Source organism: Aquimarina sp. MAR_2010_214 (assembly GCF_002846555.1).
GTDB lineage: Bacteria > Bacteroidota > Bacteroidia > Flavobacteriales > Flavobacteriaceae > Aquimarina.
This window is the reverse complement of the sequence record NZ_PJMS01000001.1, coordinates 1,598,305-1,617,492: the sequence shown is the minus strand read 5'-3', so window position 1 is coordinate 1,617,492 and position 19,188 is coordinate 1,598,305. Positions and strand designations below refer to the sequence as shown.

Genomic DNA, 19,188 nt, shown 5'->3' with positions numbered 1-19,188 from the left:
ATGTTATATCAAACAGGTTTGTTTTAATTTAAAAAAGTCAATACCAGTTTTTTATTTCTTCATATCAAGGTAAAAATCGTAATAATTTAAAAAAGTAGGTATCACCGGACCATTAAATGGATTGGGACCGTTAAATAATACACAAACACCAATATCATTATCGGGATCAACTAATAATTGTGTTTTATATTGATTTACATTACCTCCGTGATACATTATTCTTCTACCTCTGTAATCCAAAACTCGCCAACCCATTGCATAATACGAGTCTGTTACTCCATCCCACAAATTAACATAGGTATCTTTATCACTGGTACAAATAATAGGATTAAAAATATCTCCGAGACTTTCTTTTGATATAACATCCGGCCTATATCCTAACAACACCTTTAAATACTCTCCCATATCAGAGATTGATGCATTAATTCCTCCTGCAGCAGCTACATTGTAATAATTTTTATGAATCCCTGTAACTCTATATTTATTAGAATAATGATTATATTTATGTGGTAAAGCTACATTATCGTTCTTTTTTATTGCTGCATATGTACTTGATGCTGTATGCATTCCTGCCGGATTAAATACTCTTTCTTTAAGAAGGCTTTCAAAAGATTTTTCTGTTTGGTTTTCCATTATTTTTTCAACAATCGAAAATATTGCATTTTGATATTCGTAATCTATTCCTTCTTTAGATACAACTCCTTTTCTTTTAAAATTTTTAATAATTTGCTCTAAAGACCATCCTTTTTGTATGAGCTTAGTATATGTATAAGGATAAAGCCCTGTTGTATGCGATAATAAATGATTTACCTTAAGTCGATCTGCCTGTTCACTATTTCTTAAACTAAATGTTTTTACTGATTCTCTAACTTTCTGATCCCACTGTAATTCATTATGATCAACCAAATTTCCTGCTAAAACGGCAGTCACTCCTTTTGATAAGCTTGCGATTCTAAAAACGGTATTTACATCTACAGAATCTTGTGTCTGAATTTCTTTTACTCCAAAACCTTTTCTATAGATCACTGTACCACCTTTAACAACGACGACAGCAGCTCCAGGGCATTCTGAAACATTAAAATTAGTAGCAAAAAATTTCTCGTAATGCTCTAGAAAGAAAGATATAGAATCTTTTTTTGATTCTTCTGGTTTCTTATCAATTACAACAACTCTTTCTTTAGGCTTTGACGTGGTACAAGCCACTAAAAAGATTAAAGTTAATACAACATAAAAATACTTCATATTACAACATTCTATAGTGTCGCAAAATACGTTTAATATTATTTATTGTATAAAAACTTTTTCAGAAAATTTACAACACAAAACGATATGTTGCTTTGATTAAAAATGTGTTCTCCGGTTGTTGATTCAGAATTTGATTATCTAAACTTTTAAATAGGTCATCAGAAGGGATTCCATCTCCGGTAACTCCTTGGGACCAAACCAAAAATATTTCGGAGCCCGGAATATATTCCCAACGTAAAACCAAATTAGAACGAAATTGCACAAAGGCAAAATCAGGATTACTAATTGTATAATCAACTGTTCCATCTCGATTTTCGTCTATCTCATAGTCATCATCTACCAACGAAATCTGGTTCTGATCGTATAATGTTACTCGTTCACTTAGATTTTTGGCAATCGCATTATTCACATAATTAAAATCTTTATATCTTCCTCTCGATATAAAAGGTTCTCCATAATACTGTATTGTCAAATTTGGATTGATATTATAGTTCAACCGAATACTTGCACTCAGTGTTTGCTGATCTATATCTGCAGTAATATAACGAGTCGTTCCGTTAAAATCTGCTTCTGTTACATATTGAGTTTTATTAGGGTTTTGTCGAAACTGTGGATTAAGAGACATACTAAAAGAATTAAAAGGCTGATACCTTAATCGAATCACATACCTATTAAACGAAAAATTTTTTTGCTGTGCCCTGGAACCATCATACCCAATGGTAAAGTTAAATTTCTTTCTTCGGTCTGATCCAAAAAACAAATAAGCGAAATTCTCATCAGAGAAACGCCAGCGAGGTCCTCCTCGTAAAAATGTATTGGTAAAAACACGTGGTTTATGCCCAAAACCTAATTCAGTCCACCAGTTATTCTTATAATTAATAAAGCCCTCTAATCGATACTGAATACGATTATAATTTCCATCAAAATCAAATGTAGTAAACTGATTGAAATTGATATTTGCTCTTCTATATAACTTTGTTGGTTTTAAGAAGCGATAGCTTACTCTGGAAAATTGCCTGATTTCGTCTGCTTGACGTAAAAATCCAATATCATTTAATTCAAGTTCTGGAGAACGCCAAAATATTCCCGCACTATATCTCCAATTTCCTCCACCAGATTTACCCCCAGTTAATTTACCTCCAGTTCCGGTTAATGAAGTCCTATTGGGATCTACTTCTACATGCCCTGCATCAACCCGTTGAAAAAGATGAGTTAATTCATTCTGAGTTTCCTCTATAGCTTCTTTAGAACCTTCTATATGACTGGCGACAATATTACCTTCTAAAAAATACTTTCTATCTTTCCAATTATGTCTAAAATCTAATCCTCCTGTATATGCAGATTTCCTAAGAAGATTAAGATTATTCTCTCTGGTCCCTGCTACTTCTGATGTTTCGTCTGTATTAGGATCATCTTCATCAATAGTAAACACATCCCCAAGATCTCGATTAGTAGCAGTAATGATTCCTCCAATAAATGAATTACGTTTATTAAAATCTTTTTGCACCCTCCCAACCATATAATTAGTTAAAGGTTCTACAATAGCTTCTCTCCTATTTCCATTTTCATCCTCAATTTTTGCAATCTCTCTTGAGGTTACACTCTCTAAAACACCAATAGACCAGCCGTCCTTGGTTTTTCCACTAAACTTTGCTGCTCCAAGAATTGTTGTATTTGTTGGCTTATCCACAAACTCATTGTCAATTTCAGAAATTGATCCCTGAGGGCTCCTACCGATCCTACGAGAGTAAAACACATTATCCTGATTATTGGCAAAGCGATAATCGAATATATTTTTATTTTCTACAAAAAAGGGTCGTTGTTCTCTGAAGAAAATCTGAAACCCATCTAATGCAATAGCTGCAGGATCAGCTTCAACCTGTCCAAAATCAGGATTCACAGTTAAATCCAGAGTAAGATCATTGGTAATTCCAATTTTAGCGTCCAACCCTCCATTCAATTTAAAATCTTTTCCATCTCTAAATGGATTTCCTTTTTCTTCTGGATAAGTATCAAATTGTGTTACTGCAAATGGCTGGATTTCTAATTGCTTTTGTGGTTCAATATCAATAAGGCCATGCAATTCTCCGAACTCACTCACCCATCCTGGAGCATCCTGTGGTATACGTTGCCATACCGATTTTTCATCTTTTCTAAACAACCTACGGGTTACTTGCAGCCCCCATATCTGCTCTTTATTTTTACCAAATTTTAATTGACTAAGTGGAATTTTAACTTCGGCAGTCCATCCTTCATCATCTATATTACTTGCAGCATACCATACAGGATTCCAGCTACTATCCCAATTGTTTCCATTTCGTGAAATAAATTCATCACCCTTTACCCCTGCAGCTGTAATGCTAAACGAAAAACCAGTTCTTTTATCATGGTATGTATCCAAATTAATCTCTACCCAATCTCCTGCAAAACCATCTCTTCTTGATAATCGTTTTTCTATTTTATCTGGTTCGGTATCATAACACCGATACGCTACATATAGATAGTTTTGATCATAAACAATTTTAAATTTAGTCTTTTGACCTGGCGGTGTGTTTTCATCAGGCTGATTTTCAATAAAATCACTAGTCCATTCTACCACATCCCAACCTGGTTCATCAATTAAACCATTTATTGTTGGAGCCTCAATTCCCTTTAAAGGTTTTGTAGTATAAATTCTTTTTTTAACCGTACTGGTAGAATCTTGTGCGAAGGAGATAATTGGAAACAAAAAGAGTACCAAAAGACAGGTATAACATTTCATGATTAGTAGAAGTTTGATGATTGATATAACTAAGATGACAGAAATTATTTAAGTTTGTCACACTTCATACTGTTTTTTAGTAAAAAATTAACAAGAGAAGCTGATTATAGAGCATAAAACAAACAGGACAACTCATTATTATATCAATATAGCTGAAAACCAATGAGTCATACTTTAAAAATAATATCTATTACCTGTTTGCTATCTAAATATATAATTGTACATTTGCACCCCTATTTTATATAGGAAAAGGAATGTTTAATTAAGTAAAAATAATTAGTGTGGACACATTAAGTTACAAAACAGTATCTGCCAACAAAGCTACCGTTACAAAAGAATGGTTGCATGTAGATGCTGAAGGACAGACTTTAGGGCGTCTTTCTTCTGTAGTTGCATTACTACTAAGAGGAAAACACAAGCCTAACTTTACCCCACACGTTGATTGCGGTGATAATGTTATCATTACCAATGCCGAAAAAATCAACTTAACAGGAAAAAAGTGGACAGATAAATCGTATATCCGTCACACTGGATACCCTGGAGGGCAAAGAAGTCTTACTGCTCAGGAATTGTATGACAAAAATCCAGAGCGTTTAATCGAAAAATCGGTAAAAGGAATGTTACCTAAGAACAAATTAGGTGCTGCTTTATTCCGTAATTTAAAGGTTTATGCAGGAGCAGATCACAGTCAGGAAGCTCAGCAACCTAAAACTGTTAACTTAAACGAATTTAAGTAATGGAAGTTATTCACAAAATTGGTCGTAGAAAAACGGCTGTAGCTAGAATTTATCTTAAAGAAGGTTCTGGAAAGATCGTGGTAAACAAAAAAGATTTAAATGATTATTTCCCTACTGCTACATTGCAGTACAAAGTAAACCAACCATTGGTTTTAACAGGAAATGATGGAAAATTTGACATCTTGGTAAATGTTTACGGCGGTGGTGTCACAGGACAAGCTGAAGCAATACGTTTAGCAATATCAAGAGCAATGTGTACTTTTGACACAGATGACGTTGAAGAAACAGAAGACGGAAGAGCAACAGGAAACAGAGGTATTCTTAAGCCAGAAGGTTTATTGACCAGAGATCCAAGAATGGTGGAGCGTAAGAAATTCGGTCAGAAGAAAGCTCGTAAGAAATTCCAGTTCTCTAAACGTTAATTTATTAAAACAGTATTTGTTGTTACCTCAATTCATGAGGTGTTAGTTTAGCATCTAAATGCACAAGGCCTTACAAAAAGTAGCCACTTGAGCATTGCTAATTCAACAGAACGTAAACTATTACAAAAATGGCAAACAATATCGAAGTAAAAGAATTACTTGATGCAGGTGTACACTTTGGTCACCTTACAAGAAGATGGGATCCAAATATGGCACCATATATTTATATGGAGCGTAATGGTATCCACATCATTAACTTATATAAAACTGCTGCAAAAATTGATGAAGCTGGTGAGGCTTTAAAAAAAATAGCAGCGTCCGGCAGAAAAATCCTTTTTGTTGCGACTAAAAAACAAGCTAAAGAAATCGTAGCCGAAAAAGCAAGTAAAGCTAACCAGCCTTATATTACAGAAAGATGGCCTGGTGGTATGCTTACTAACTTTGTTACTATTCGTAAAGCAGTCAAAAAAATGGCTTCTATCGATAGAATGAAGAAAGACGGTACCTTTAACACACTATCTAAAAAAGAACGTTTACAAGTAGACCGTTTAAGAGCAAAATTAGAAAAGAATTTAGGTTCTATTTCTGATATGACTCGTCTACCTGGGGCATTATTTGTTGTAGATATTACTCGCGAACATATCGCAGTAAAAGAAGCTCAGAAATTAAACATTCCTATTTTTGCAATGGTTGATACGAACTCTGACCCACGTCAAGTACAGTATGTAATCCCTGCAAATGATGATGCTTCTAAATCTATAGACAAAGTTATGACTTATGTTAGTGATGCTGTTATAGAAGGTCTAAGCGAAAGAAAAGCTGCAAAAGATGCTCCTAAAAAAGATGCCCCTAAAAAGGACACAAAAGCTGAAGCACCAGTAAAAACTGAAACATCTGCAAAGACTGAAGCACCTGCAAAAGCTGAAACACCTGCAAAAGCTGAAACACCTGCAAAGGTTGAAGCACCTGCAAAAGCTGAAACTAAAGTAGAAGCTCCAGTAACTGAAGCTGCAAAGCAAGAGGAAGAATAAACAAATAGATATACAATCTATTAAAATTCGAAGTTAAGCTTTTATCTCTACGACAAAATTTAACTTTAATATAAAATTGATAAGTCGTTTGGTTCTTTACTTTTGTAGTACTAACTAAACGACTTGTTTTTTATACAAACAATACATTTTTACACATTAAATATTTAAAGATATGGCAAATATTACAGCAGCCGAAGTAAGTAAATTGCGTAAAGCTACAGGTGCCGGAATGATGGACTGCAAAAAAGCCCTTGTTGAGGCTGAAGGAGATTTTGACAAAGCTATCAAAGTCCTAAGAGAAAAAGGACAAAAAATTGCTGATAAAAGAGCAGATAGAGAATCTTCTGAAGGTGCAGTTATTGCAAAAGTTAATGACGCAAAAAACAAAGGAGTAATTGTTTCTCTTAATTGTGAAACTGATTTTGTAGGAAAAAATGATTCTTTTGTTTCTTTAGCACGAGAATTAGCTGAACTAGCACTTAACACTTCTTCTAAAGAAGAATTTTTAGCTGCAGATTTTAATGGTATGACAGTTCAGGAAAAGCTTACTGAACAAACTGGTGTTATTGGAGAAAAAATCGAAATAGGAGATTTTAAAGTACTAGAGGCTCCTTTTGTAGGATCTTATATCCATGGTAATAAAATTGGCGCTTTAACCGGTTTATCAAATGAAATAGATAGCGCAGAGGTACTTGCCAAAGATATCTCTATGCAAGTAGCTTCTATGGGAGCAACTACACTATCTTACAAAGATTTTGATCCAGAATATGTTGCTTCAGAAACTCAAGCAAGAATTGCTGCAATCGAAAAAGAAAATATTGAACTTGGTAGATTAGGAAAAACATTGAAAAATGTTCCTCAATTTATTTCAAGATCTCAATTGACTGATGATGTAATTGCACAGGCAGAAGAAAAATTAAAAGACGAGCTTAAAGCAGAAGGTAAACCAGAACAAATCTGGGATAGAATTCTTCCTGGAAAGTTAGAAAGATTTATTTCTGACAATACAACTTTGGATCAAGAACAATGTCTTCTTGACCAAAACTTCATTAAAGATGAAAAGAAAAGTGTTGCTGATTATGTAAAAACACTTGGAGATATATCTGTAGTTTCTTTTGAAAGAGTAGCTCTGGGTTAATCCAAATAATTATATATTGTTCAGATTTATCTGAAAAAATAAAAACCGCTTCTATAATAGAAGCGGTTTTTTATTCATCATTATCAAAATATTTTCTTTCAGGTTTCTGACGTTTATAAGTTTCGAATTTCTTCAAAAACTCACTCCAATACAGACTAACTCCCCAATCAGTCTATAACACACAAATAACCTAATGGTATTTGTATACTAAAAAACATCTATCACCTTTCTAAAAACATTTATCATCCCCAACACCTTTTTTGTTTTCCTTGATGCAAACCTATAACATAATTCAACACGAATCAATACCCTATCTAGGGGAAAACCACCCTTTTTTTAAATTATTTTTAAACTTTAACATTTAACAATTCAACTTAAAAATCCACCTTTATAATCTAAACTATTTTCTAAATTAAGAATATCATTATATTTGCACCACAGTTAAATCTCATAATGGAATATAAAAGAATATTACTTAAATTATCTGGCGAAGCTCTAATGGGTGATCGTCAATATGGAATTGATCCTAAAAGATTGGCCGAGTATGCCTATGAAATCAAACAAATCACAGAAAAAGGTGTACAAGTCGCTATTGTGATCGGAGGAGGTAATATTTTTAGAGGTGTCGCAGGTGCTAGTAAAGGAATGGACAGAGTTCAAGCAGATCATATGGGTATGCTTGCAACAGTTATTAATGGATTAGCCTTACAGAGTGCTCTTGAAGATGCCGAAATACCTACTCGATTGCAGTCTGCAGTAAAGATTAATGAGGTTGCAGAGCCTTTTATACGCCGAAGAGCTATACGCCATCTTGAAAAAGGAAGAGTTGTTATATTTGGTGGAGGAACAGGGAATCCTTATTTCACCACTGACTCAGCTGCAGTCCTTAGAGCTATAGAAATTAATGCAGACGTCATTTTAAAAGGCACTAGAGTAGATGGAATATACACCTCTGATCCAGAAAAAAATGCTGATGCAACAAAATTTGATTTCATATCTTTTGATGATGTTTTACGTAAAGGTCTGAAGGTGATGGATACAACAGCATTTACATTAAGCCAGGAAAACGAATTACCTATAATAGTCTTTGACATGAATAAAGCTGGAAATTTACTAAAAGTAGTTTCTGGTGAATCCATAGGTACCCAAGTAAACCTTTAATCACATTGGCTTATTTTTTGACTAATCAGAAGAAAAGAACTAAAATATGAAAGAAGAAATAGATTTTATTATAGATTCGACAAAAGAGTCAATGCAAGCAGCAATTACTCATTTAGAAAAAAAATTACTCAATATTAGAGCCGGCAAAGCATCTCCTGCTATGTTAGGTAGTGTAATGGTAGAATACTATGGCTCTCCTACCCCTTTAAACCAAGTAGGGAATGTATCCACTCCTGATGCAAGAACCATCACAATTCAGCCTTTTGACAAGTCTGTAATTCCTGAAATTGAAAAAGGTATTCAGATAGCTAATTTAGGGTTTAATCCAATGAATAATGGCGAAAGTGTTATCATTAGCGTCCCTCCTCTTACAGAAGAACGCCGTAAAGATCTTGCAAAACAAGCAAAAGCTGAGGCAGAAGATTCTAAAGTTGGTATACGAAATGATCGAAAAAATGCTAATAATGAGATCAAGAAACTAGAAAAAGATGGATTATCAGAGGACTTAGCAAAAAATACAGAAGTAGATATTCAAGCATTAACAGATACATACATTAAAAAGGTTGATGAAATGCTTAGTCATAAAGAAAAAGAAATCATGACAGTTTAACATTTCTAATGTACGTAAATTATAAGTAAAGCGTTTTCTTATTAGAAACGCTTTTTTTGTATCTTCGCTTTTTTTGAACCTATTTGGTATAATGCAGAACAAATTTTTTTGTTTATTATTTTTTGTACACTTTGTCTTAATTTCTCAAGTTAGTATTAATGGTATTGTCATTGATGAAAGTTCTAATCAACCCCTACCTTTTGCCACTGTAAAAACTAGTAGTTCTTCATACGCCTTAACCTCTGTTAAAGGTGAATTTGTTATTCGATGTAACACCTTCCCTGTTAATCTTACCATAAGCTACTTAGGATATCAAACAAAGACCGTTTTAATAGCATCTAAGAATTCAGAAAAACTAGAAATACAACTTAGTACCAAAGAGGAAAATCTTGAAACGGTAAAGCTAGATACTCCTGAGAACATTGCCACTCAACTTATTGCAGAAGCAATACGTAGAAAAGACAAAAACAATCCAAAAAAGCTATTACGTAGTTTTAGCTACAAAAGTTATAACAAATTAAAAATCACAGAGGACAATCAAGCCCAACTAAACACCCAAGACACTACCAGTGTTGAGATGGAACACCTATTTAACAAAGCTCATTCTTTTCTTTCAGAGAAAATAAGTTTACATCAATATAGAAAAAATACAGGTGAAAAAGAAACAGTCTTAGCAACTCGAATGAGTGGTTTTAAAGAGCCTATCTACAGTGTACTTGGTATTAAAATACAATCCAACTCTCTTTATAATGAAGATTATACGATTTTTAACAACAAATACATAGGGCCTTTATCAAAAAGAGCAGCCCTTAGAAATTATTATTATAAAGTTCTGGATACTGTGCAGGGTAAAAACCCATCTTTTGTTATTCTATTTCAACCTCGTAAATCCAAAAATTATGCAAGTTTAGAAGGGGTACTCTATCTAGACATAAAAACATTAGCAATTCAAAAAGCTATCATAGAATTACGAGGAGAACTTAATGTAATGGCAACTCATAGTTTTAAATACGTCTCTGAAAAAGAGAGCTGGTTTCCGACCAAACAAGAAATTACAATAAGACCAGGGAACGGAAGGCAAAAGGTAAGCTTATTTGGAGGTCAAATCTCTGTAGGAAGATTAGGAAATGATAAAAAAAGTTTTTCTGGAAATAATGATTTTTTAGTCTCTACAACAGACTTATTTGATATCAAATTAGATACCATTCAAGACATTAAACAAAATCAAGCAGCAATAAGAATAGATCCTGAAGCTAATAGTAGATCAGAATCTTATTGGAATCAATATCGCACTAGTGCGATTACAGAAAAAGATCTAAACTCGTTTCAAGTTATAGATAGTATTGTAAAAGCTCAAAACATAGAACGTAGAATTAATGTTATCCAAAGTTTTAATATTGGATATTATCCTGTTGGGTTTTTCAACTTTGATCTCACTTATCCTGTAAAATATAATAATTATGAAGGGTTACGTTTAGGAGTAGGTGGTTTAACAAACACCAAGTTCTCTAATCAATTTAGACTCGAAGGCTATTTTGTTTATGGGTTTAGAGATTCAAAATCTAAATATGGTGTTGGAGGAGGGTTATTAGTAAATAAAAAATCAAACTCCTGGTTTAATTTTAATTATACCGATGACATTAGAGAAGTAGGTAGTTTTCTCTATCTTACAGATAGAAGAGTATATTCTTTATTCGAACCACGCTTGGTAAATATAGATTTTTATTACAAGCACAGAACCTGGAGTGCTAGTTTGCAACAGCAGATATTGCCAAAGCTACTTTCAGAAACTCAATTTTCTATAAGCAATATCAATCAGACAGGAGGATATCAATATTTAAATGATGGTAATCTATTTTCAGGGTATAAAACAGCAGAAGCTACCATAGCATTGAGATGGAGTCCATTTAGTAAATTTCTAAAAACACCTAATCGATATAAAGAAATTCATGATGGATATCCAAAAATCACGGCACAATATACGCAAGGTTTTAAAGGCATATTTGATAGTAATTTCTCATACAGTAAAATAGGTCTAAAAGCAGAATATATTATTAATCGTATTAACCAATCTAAAACGAGTATTTTATTTGAAGCAGATATTGCCTCTGGGGATATCCCACTTACACATTTATATCATGCTTATCCTAATGCTCCAACCAAAGAAACAGTACTTCAACGATTTTCTGTAGCAGGCAGAAGAACCTTTGAGACTATGTATTTTGGGGAGTTTTTTAATGATAGATTAGCAACATTACAGGTTAAACATAGAATTAAACCTGTAAAAGTGACGAATTGGTTTAAACCAGAGCTTGTTTTTATAACACGTTACGCAATCGGAGATGTTAGTAATCTTGAAAATCATCAAGGAGTAAATTTTTCATCTTTACAACAAGGTTATCAAGAGTCTGGATTTGAAATCAACAAATTATTTGCAGGTTTCGGACTTAGTTTTGCATATCGTTATGGGGCCTATCATCTTCCACGATTTGAGGACAATATTTCGGGTAAATTCACCTTTTATCTAAAACTATAGTCTTTGTACGATAAATCATTTTTCTTTTTCAGAAATACCAAAATAATAATTCACCAATCATTACATTTGCAGCAGGAAAATAAAGGATGGCAAAATTATTCAGTTTCGGGTTTTGGAATGCACTAGCTGGAATTATACTTCGCAATAGAGCGATAATATTTCTAGCAATAATAGGAATTACGGTTTTTTTAGGTTTTCAGTGGAAAAACATGAAGTTTTCTCACTCAGAAGCGAATCTACTTCCCGATGATCATGAGGTAAATATATTATATCAAAAATTCCTTCAAAAATTTGGCGAAGAAGGTAATCTAATCGTAATGGCTGTTAAAGACAGTACGCTTTTTACTTCTAAAAAGCTAAAGGCATGGAATGATTTTAATGACTCGTTCAAAAAATACGAAGAGATTGATTTGGTAGTTTCTATAGCTGATCTTAAAACTTTAAAAAAAGAAGATAACCCTCCCCGATTTGAATTAGTGCCTTTTATTAAAGACTCTAGCTATACCGAAAAACAGGTATCTAACTATGAACACGAGTTATTCAACAAGCTACCATTCTATGAAGGACTTATCTATAGCAAAAAGTCCAAAACTATCCAAAGTGCTCTATATCTAAAAAAAGATATTGTAAACACTAAGAAGCGAAAAAAGTTTATTGAAGAAGTCCTACTTCCTTTGGTTTTAGCTTTTGAAAATGAACATAATATGGATGTAAAAGTTTCTGGTATGCCATATATCAGAACTTTGAATTCTCAAAACATCATGGATGAAATAGAAATTTTCATTCTTGCCGCTTTACTGGTTACTTCATTGATATTCTTTTTCTTTTTTAGATCTTTAAGAGCCACTTTTATATCCATGACTGCTGTAATTATTGGGGTAATGTGGGCTTTTGGAATTTTAGGGCTTTTAGAGTATGAAATAACTGTACTTACAGCTATTATTCCTCCATTAGTGATTGTAATTGGTATTCCTAATTGTATTTTTTTAATTAACAAATACCAACAAGAAATAAAAAAACATGGTAATAAAGCAAAATCTCTTCAACGGGTAATCACCAAAGTGGGTAATGCTACATTAATGACAAATGTAACTACTGCTTCGGGGTTTGCAACTTTTGCATTAACCGAAAGTAAATTACTTAAAGAATTTGGTATTGTTGCTTCACTAAATATAATCGCCTTATTTATACTTTGCCTTCTAGTCATTACTATAATTTATAGCTATATGCCCCAACCCAAGGAAAGACACTTAAAACATCTGGGCAAAGGATGGATTGAGAAGTTAATGGATTGGATGGAAAAGATGGTAAAAACAAGGCGAGTAACAATCTATTTTTCTTCTGTCATTATTTTGATCGTTAGCATCATTGGTATTTATACCATAAAAGTTTCTGGAAGTCTATTAGAGGATATGCCTAAATCAGCTGGATTTTATAAAGACATAGAATTTTTTGAAGAAGAATTTGATGGTGTAATGCCATTAGAAATATTAATAGATACTAAAAGAAAACAAGGTGTTCTAAAATTACCTACATTGAAACGCATGGAGAAGCTTCAGGAGCTTCTTGAAGAGACTCCTGAGTTATCAAAGCCTATTTCTATTGTCAACCTTGTTAAATACGCTAAACAAGCTTTCTATAACGGAAATCCCAAATATTATCAAATACCTACTAGTCAGGAGCGAAATTTTATTTTGCCATATGCCAAAAGTTTTGAGTCCAAAGTAGGAGTAATGAATAGTTATGTGGATTCTACAGGACAATACGCAAGAATCACTACCTTTATGAAAGATGTAGGCACAGAAGAAATGGAGCGTATAGAAGCCACTCTAAAACCACAGTTAGAGAAAATTTTTCCTAAAGACAGATATGACGTTTCTTTTACTGGTAAGGCGCTTATTTTCCAGAAAGGAACCAAATACCTGGTATGGAACTTATCTCTTTCTCTCGGACTTGCAGTAATTCTAATTGCCCTTTTTATGGCCTGGATGTTTCGATCCTGGAAAATGATTGTCATATCTCTGATTCCAAATTTATTACCATTACTTATGACTGCGGGTCTTATGGGATATCTTGGAGTACCAATAAAACCTTCTACAATATTAGTTTTTAGTATCGCATTTGGTATTTCGGTAGATGATACAATTCACTTTCTTGCAAAATATAGACAAGAATTGAAAGCTAACCATTGGAGGATTAGAAAATCAGTACTTGCTTCATTACGAGAAACAGGAGTAAGTATGTTTTATACCTCAACTGTTTTGTTTTTTGGATTTTCTGTATTTATGATATCTAGTTTTGGAGGAACCAAAGCACTTGGAGGGTTGGTATCAACAACCTTACTATTTGCTATGTTAGCTAATCTTTTACTACTTCCTTCTTTATTACTTTCGTTAGAGCGAAGTATAGCAAACAAGAAAACCCTTAAAGAGCCTACCCTTAAAATCATTCCAAATGATGAAGAGCTTGAAGAAACTCAAGACGAGGAAGAATAAGGAAATAAAGCAGATCTTCATAAAAAAAGCCCCGCTAGAAACTAACGGGACTTCTGTAAGATAGATTACCCCAAAACCTATCGAACTAAACTTAACGTAAACACAATCGTCATAATTGCATATGCAAGATACTGCCCCTTTTTATATTTTGAAATACCCAATAGGGGGGAAAAATCCCCTTTTTGTATAAACAACCTAAAATTTAACACTATTCAAACAAGTAAAATTCAACAAAACATCATTTAAATTACTTATTTTCAGTAATTTAAACCTCAAAAAAAACAAGTATGTTTTTTTGAATTTCATCAAAAAAACTTCAAAAAAACATTCTTTTTTCAATCAAAACATATCCATTTACGATTTTTACATAGAATCATAATTCAAAAAAACGTCAGATTTGGTATTTTCATAATATGAATGCAAGGTTTAAAAAGAACATCAAAATATATTTTGATTACTATAATCTTTTTTGAATTCATAAGATTATGCTTCAATCCGATTAAAAAATTATCTTTGCTACCTCAAAATTCAAACATCTTTGGTTTTATACCCACAAATTCTTTTAATAGATATAAGGCCAAAAACAAATAATATTTAAAAAACAGATGAAACATACTAAAATAATAGAGGTACTACAAAGTGATAAACTATTACAGCCTGTACTTGTTAAAGGCTGGGTTCGTTCTTTTAGAAACGATCGTTTTATAGCGATTAATGATGGATCAACTATTAATAATATTCAGTGTGTTTTAGAAGATAATACCATCGATGCAGCAACTCAAAGTAGAATAAATGTAGGAGCAGCGGTTGCGATAACAGGTACTCTTGTAGAAAGTCAAGGAAAAGGGCAACGTGTAGAAATCCAGATATCTAATGTAGAGGTCGAAGGAGATGCTGATCCCGAAGAATTAAAGCTTACTATTTTATCTCCAAAACGACATACACTAGAAAAATTACGGGAGCAGGCCCATCTACGAGTTCGTACCAACACCTTTGGTGCGATCATGAGAGTGCGCTCAAAATTATCTTTTGCAATACATGAATATTTTCAAAAGAATGATTTTTACTATGTACATACACCAGTAATTACAAAAAGTGATGCCGAGGGTGCCGGAGAAGCATTTAAAGTAACCAATATGGATCTTACTAACATTCCGAAAAATGAGAATGGTGAAGTTGATTATAAAGACGATTTCTTTGGTGGTGAAACAAACTTAACCGTTTCTGGTCAATTAGAAGCCGAGACTTATGCTATGGGATTAGGTCAGGTGTATACCTTTGGGCCTACTTTTAGAGCAGAAAACTCAAATACATCTCGACATCTTGCAGAATTCTGGATGGTAGAACCTGAAGTTGCTTTCTGTGATCTGGATGGCAATATGGATTTGGCAGAAGATTTTATTAAATACGTAATCCAGTTTGTTTTGGATAACTGTCAGGATGATCTTGAGTTTTTAGAAAATCGTCTAGTACAGGAGGATAAACAAAAACCTCAGGCAGAACGTGCCGAAATGTTATTGCGAGATAAGTTAAAGTTTATATTAGAGAACAATTTTAAACGAGTAAGTTATACCGAAGCCATTGACATTCTTAAAAACTCTAAGCCTAATAAGAAGAAGAAATTTAAATTTCCTATTGATGGATGGGGTGCTGATCTACAGAGTGAACACGAAAGATTTCTTGTCGAAAAGCACTTTAAATGTCCTGTGATTTTATTTGATTACCCGGCAGATATTAAATCGTTTTATATGCGACTTAATGAAGATGGAAAAACGGTAAGAGCTATGGATATCTTATTTCCAGGTATTGGAGAAATAGTAGGTGGCTCTCAACGTGAAGAGCGTTTGGACGTACTTAAAGAAAAAATGGCCGCTCTTAATATTCCTGAAGAGGAATTATGGTGGTATTTAGATACTCGTCGTTTTGGTACATGTACACATAGTGGTTTTGGACTTGGATTTGAGCGTCTTGTTCTTTTTGTAACGGGAATGGGTAATATTAGAGATGTGATCCCTTACCCAAGAACACCTCTTAACGCAGAGTTTTAAACTACAAAAACAAAATTCAAAATATCAGATTACTTCCTCAATAATGGATTATATTCATTTTTGGGGAAGTTTTATATTCTACGGTATTTCAATTCCCTTCGAACCATTGTTTAAAATCTGTAACTTTTTCCCGACTTACAATAACTTCTTTATCTATATTTTGGTTTAAGGTAAGTTTTAAGCGCCTGTTAGAATAGACCAATACATCCTGGATAGCATTGATATTGACAATAAAGGTTCGATTCACTCTAAAAAAACTTTTAGGTTCCAATAATTCTTCGAGGGTTTCTAATTTATATTCTATCATGTATTTTTTTCGGTTCTCTGCAACAAGATAGGCATCCCGTCCTTCTGCAAAGAAAAAGGAAATATCTTCACTTTTGACTGAATGAATATGATTGCCAAGGCGGACCAAAAATCTATTCTTATATGAAGTATTAGCCATATTCTTAACCGCATGACTAACACTAACCTCTCCCAAAAACTGAGATCGTAATGTTTCTAGTTTTTTCAATGCTTTTGAAAGATCCGTAAACAATATTGGTTTTAGAAGATAGTCTATACTATTTACTTTAAAAGCATCAATTGCAAACTCATCAAAAGCTGTTGTAAAGATTACAGGTTTATTCACCTTAACTTTGTTAAAAATCTCAAAACTAAGCCCATCTATAAGTTGAACATCCATAAAAAAAAGATCTACTTCTTCTTGATGTACGTTTATCCAAAGTACTGCTTCTTCTATTGAGGGTAGTTTATGTATCACCTGGATATCAGAATCATACTTCAGCAAGTAACGCTCTAACTTTTCTGCTGCTAGAGGTTCGTCTTCAATTATTGCTACTTTCATCAATAGTAAGTTTTGGTATATAAATTATAGTATAAATATCATCTTTGGCTACAGTAATTGGTGTATCTGTATAGAATCGATACATATCCAGAATATCTTTGATACTATTGTTATCCATAGTATAACTAATCTTTTCCTGATGCGGATATTTTAATAAAACATATTTCGAATCCTGAGTCATCGTCACAACAAGCTCTGTGTCTCTTGAAACAATCGTACTTCTTATAATCTGTTCTGCACAGGATAAAAGACTCCCAGGAACTACTAACGTATGTATTGATTCTTCTTTAACAAATTTCGCTTTTCTGTACGGCAAGTATTCAAACAAAAGTAATAATTGATCCAAAACATCGAGTTCTTCATTAATAGGCACTAACTCTTTTGTTGTTTTGGAAAGGATATATCGATATACTGCCGAAAAATGATCTACTAAAAATTCTGCTTTATCAGTATCCTTTTTCATGACCACTATTAATGACTCCAAAGTTTCAAACATTAATGTTGGGTTTATTCCTTTTTTAAACTGAATAAAATCCTGTTCTACCCCCTCTTTCAGAGATAGTTCTTTTGCCATTATTTCTGTATTTATTTTATGTAAGAACTGATGACTTAGGTATAATGAAAGATATATGATCGTAATAACAGAAAAGATGCTATTAAAAATGATTAACTCTGAAATATTAGGCGTAAACCCTAATACCAAATCAAAGTACAGAAACATGGATCCAGAAACCAGAAGTACAGAAGTAATTACCGAAATAATAATCTGAAAAATAATCTTGCCAATAAATGATTTTGGAAATTTGAGTTTTTCAAAAAAGAACAAGGATATTCTAGAATATTCTTGAATGAGATATGCTAATCCAATACACACATATAGTTCTTGACCAAGAAATTCTTCCTGTAACTGAGCTACATTATTATTTACCAATAAAATAAGTAAATATACCAATGCACCACTACATAATGGACTAATGATTCTAAATATTGGATGATGTATAAATAACTTATTCATCTTCTTTTTTCATATTTTTAGAGTTCAGGTGGCATCGTATTGTAATCATTTTAGAGTAATCGTTTATCATACTTGATTTATATAATTACAGGAAGCTTTACAGTAAATCGTTCATCATCTACTACAGTAATTGCTCTATTGAATATTAGTTCATATCTTGATCTTATATTACCTAATCCAATCTTAAAAGAATCTATTCCCTCTGGTCTTGCTGTTTTATTATTTGTGACACAAATATCACTATTATCACAAGTAATACTTATTTTTAATATTTGAGAAGAAGTCATCTGATTATGTTTTACAGCATTCTCAATCAACATTTGAAGCGCTAGTGGTGGGATTTTACTTTTTAATACCCAATCTGGCAATACAATCTCTAAATTAATACGATCATTAAATCGTGTTTGCAATAAAAAATGGTAAGAATTCACAAACTGTAGTTCTTCTTCAACTGTCAACCATTTGCTTTCATATTTGTTTAAAATATATTGGTAAGACTTAGCAAGTTCTCGAATAAATGATTCTGCTTTTTGTACATCGCTAAACACCAAAGAAGATATTGTGTTCATACTGTTGAACAAGAAATGTGGACTTAATTGCGATTTTAGTGCTCTTAACTGTAATTCAGTTTGTTTTCGTTCTAACTGCAACGCTATTATCTGACCTTTTGCATATTGATAATACGAATGTATAGCAAAGTAAATAACGTTATAAACCAGAGCCATAAAAAACATCAAAATGATCAGTTTTAATATTATTTCGCTATAATCTTCAATAAAAGAATTCGGTGTATCTTTTACAAAAGTATATCCATATAAAACAATACTAATCAAAAGAAAGGAAATGATGGTATTGGATAACACCCCAGTTAAAAGACGAAATCCGGTATATTTTTTCCAGGAAATAAATTTGTTAAATAGCTCATTGAAGATTGTGTTTATATAGGCTATGATAACTCCCAGAAGTCCTGATAACCATAATAACTTTGTATTATCCTCTTCTTGTGCAAAACCCAAAAAACCATACGTAAGCATTCCCAGAAGAAACCCTACTAAAATGATAGTGAGATACTTTTTCACGATTGATGATGGTTGGTATATATAATGATCTATACTATACTTCATCCTACCAAAATAGTCAAT

The 19,188-nt window shown here is 32.8% G+C and carries 14 protein-coding genes; 9 read left to right on the top strand and 5 right to left on the bottom strand.

All coding sequences use genetic code 11. The features are described 5' to 3' along the window. Positions 1–51 precede the first annotated feature (51 nt). Entirely contained in the window at positions 52–1,242 is a 1,191-nt protein-coding gene (locus ATE84_RS06960; protein ID WP_101447040.1) for a serine hydrolase, read from the bottom strand. Between the two features lie 70 nt (positions 1,243–1,312). Beyond that, complete coding sequence (locus ATE84_RS06955) at positions 1,313–4,006, bottom strand: DUF5916 domain-containing protein (RefSeq protein WP_101447038.1); 2,694 nt, start codon at positions 4,004–4,006, stop codon at positions 1,313–1,315. A gap of 281 nt (positions 4,007–4,287) precedes the next feature. On the opposite strand from ATE84_RS06955, the gene rplM reads away from it, so the two are divergent. From rplM to asnS, 9 genes are all read left to right on the top strand, one after another. Then, positions 4,288–4,743 carry a 50S ribosomal protein L13 gene (gene rplM / locus ATE84_RS06950; protein ID WP_101447036.1) on the top strand — a complete coding sequence of 152 codons (456 nt, stop codon included), beginning with the start codon at positions 4,288–4,290 and terminating at the stop codon, positions 4,741–4,743. Further along, a complete protein-coding gene (rpsI, locus tag ATE84_RS06945) occupies positions 4,743–5,165 on the top strand; it encodes a 30S ribosomal protein S9 (RefSeq protein WP_101447034.1) in 423 nt (140 codons plus the stop codon). Before rplM ends, rpsI begins: the two co-directional genes overlap by 1 nt. Before the next feature lie 128 nt (positions 5,166–5,293). Continuing rightward, positions 5,294–6,196, top strand: coding sequence for a 30S ribosomal protein S2 (rpsB, locus tag ATE84_RS06940; protein WP_101447032.1), 903 nt, complete (start codon positions 5,294–5,296; stop codon positions 6,194–6,196). 172 nt (positions 6,197–6,368) lie between these two features. After that, positions 6,369–7,334 (top strand): translation elongation factor Ts, encoded by a 966-nt coding sequence (gene tsf / locus ATE84_RS06935; protein ID WP_101447030.1) that lies wholly within the window; start codon positions 6,369–6,371, stop codon positions 7,332–7,334. Between the two features lie 453 nt (positions 7,335–7,787). After that, the gene (gene pyrH, locus ATE84_RS06930) at positions 7,788–8,495 is read left to right on the top strand and encodes a UMP kinase (protein WP_101447028.1); all 708 of its coding nucleotides are present in this window, start codon (positions 7,788–7,790) and stop codon (positions 8,493–8,495) included. A 46-nt stretch (positions 8,496–8,541) separates the two neighbouring features. After that, on the top strand, positions 8,542–9,105 hold the full coding sequence (gene frr, locus ATE84_RS06925) for a ribosome recycling factor (RefSeq protein ID WP_101447026.1): 564 nt from the start codon (positions 8,542–8,544) through the stop codon (positions 9,103–9,105). A gap of 91 nt (positions 9,106–9,196) precedes the next feature. Further along, positions 9,197–11,641 carry a DUF5686 family protein gene (locus ATE84_RS06920; RefSeq protein ID WP_101447024.1) on the top strand — a complete coding sequence of 815 codons (2,445 nt, stop codon included), beginning with the start codon at positions 9,197–9,199 and terminating at the stop codon, positions 11,639–11,641. A gap of 86 nt (positions 11,642–11,727) precedes the next feature. Further along, positions 11,728–14,136 carry an RND family transporter gene (locus tag ATE84_RS06915; protein WP_101447022.1) on the top strand — a complete coding sequence of 803 codons (2,409 nt, stop codon included), beginning with the start codon at positions 11,728–11,730 and terminating at the stop codon, positions 14,134–14,136. 605 nt (positions 14,137–14,741) lie between these two features. Further along, entirely contained in the window at positions 14,742–16,184 is a 1,443-nt protein-coding gene (gene asnS, locus ATE84_RS06910) for an asparagine--tRNA ligase (protein ID WP_101447020.1), read from the top strand. 88 nt (positions 16,185–16,272) lie between these two features. On the opposite strand, the gene ATE84_RS06905 is transcribed toward asnS, so the two are convergent. The 3 genes from ATE84_RS06905 to ATE84_RS06895 form a co-directional block, all read right to left on the bottom strand. Further along, positions 16,273–17,031 (bottom strand): LytTR family DNA-binding domain-containing protein, encoded by a 759-nt coding sequence (locus ATE84_RS06905; protein ID WP_199176859.1) that lies wholly within the window; start codon positions 17,029–17,031, stop codon positions 16,273–16,275. Continuing rightward, positions 17,012–18,046, bottom strand: coding sequence for a histidine kinase (locus ATE84_RS06900; RefSeq protein WP_101447016.1), 1,035 nt, complete (start codon positions 18,044–18,046; stop codon positions 17,012–17,014). The genes ATE84_RS06905 and ATE84_RS06900 overlap by 20 nt, the downstream gene beginning before the upstream one ends. Before the next feature lie 77 nt (positions 18,047–18,123). Beyond that, positions 18,124–19,125 carry a sensor histidine kinase gene (locus ATE84_RS06895; RefSeq protein WP_158237199.1) on the bottom strand — a complete coding sequence of 334 codons (1,002 nt, stop codon included), beginning with the start codon at positions 19,123–19,125 and terminating at the stop codon, positions 18,124–18,126. Positions 19,126–19,188: the final 63 nt, after the last annotated feature.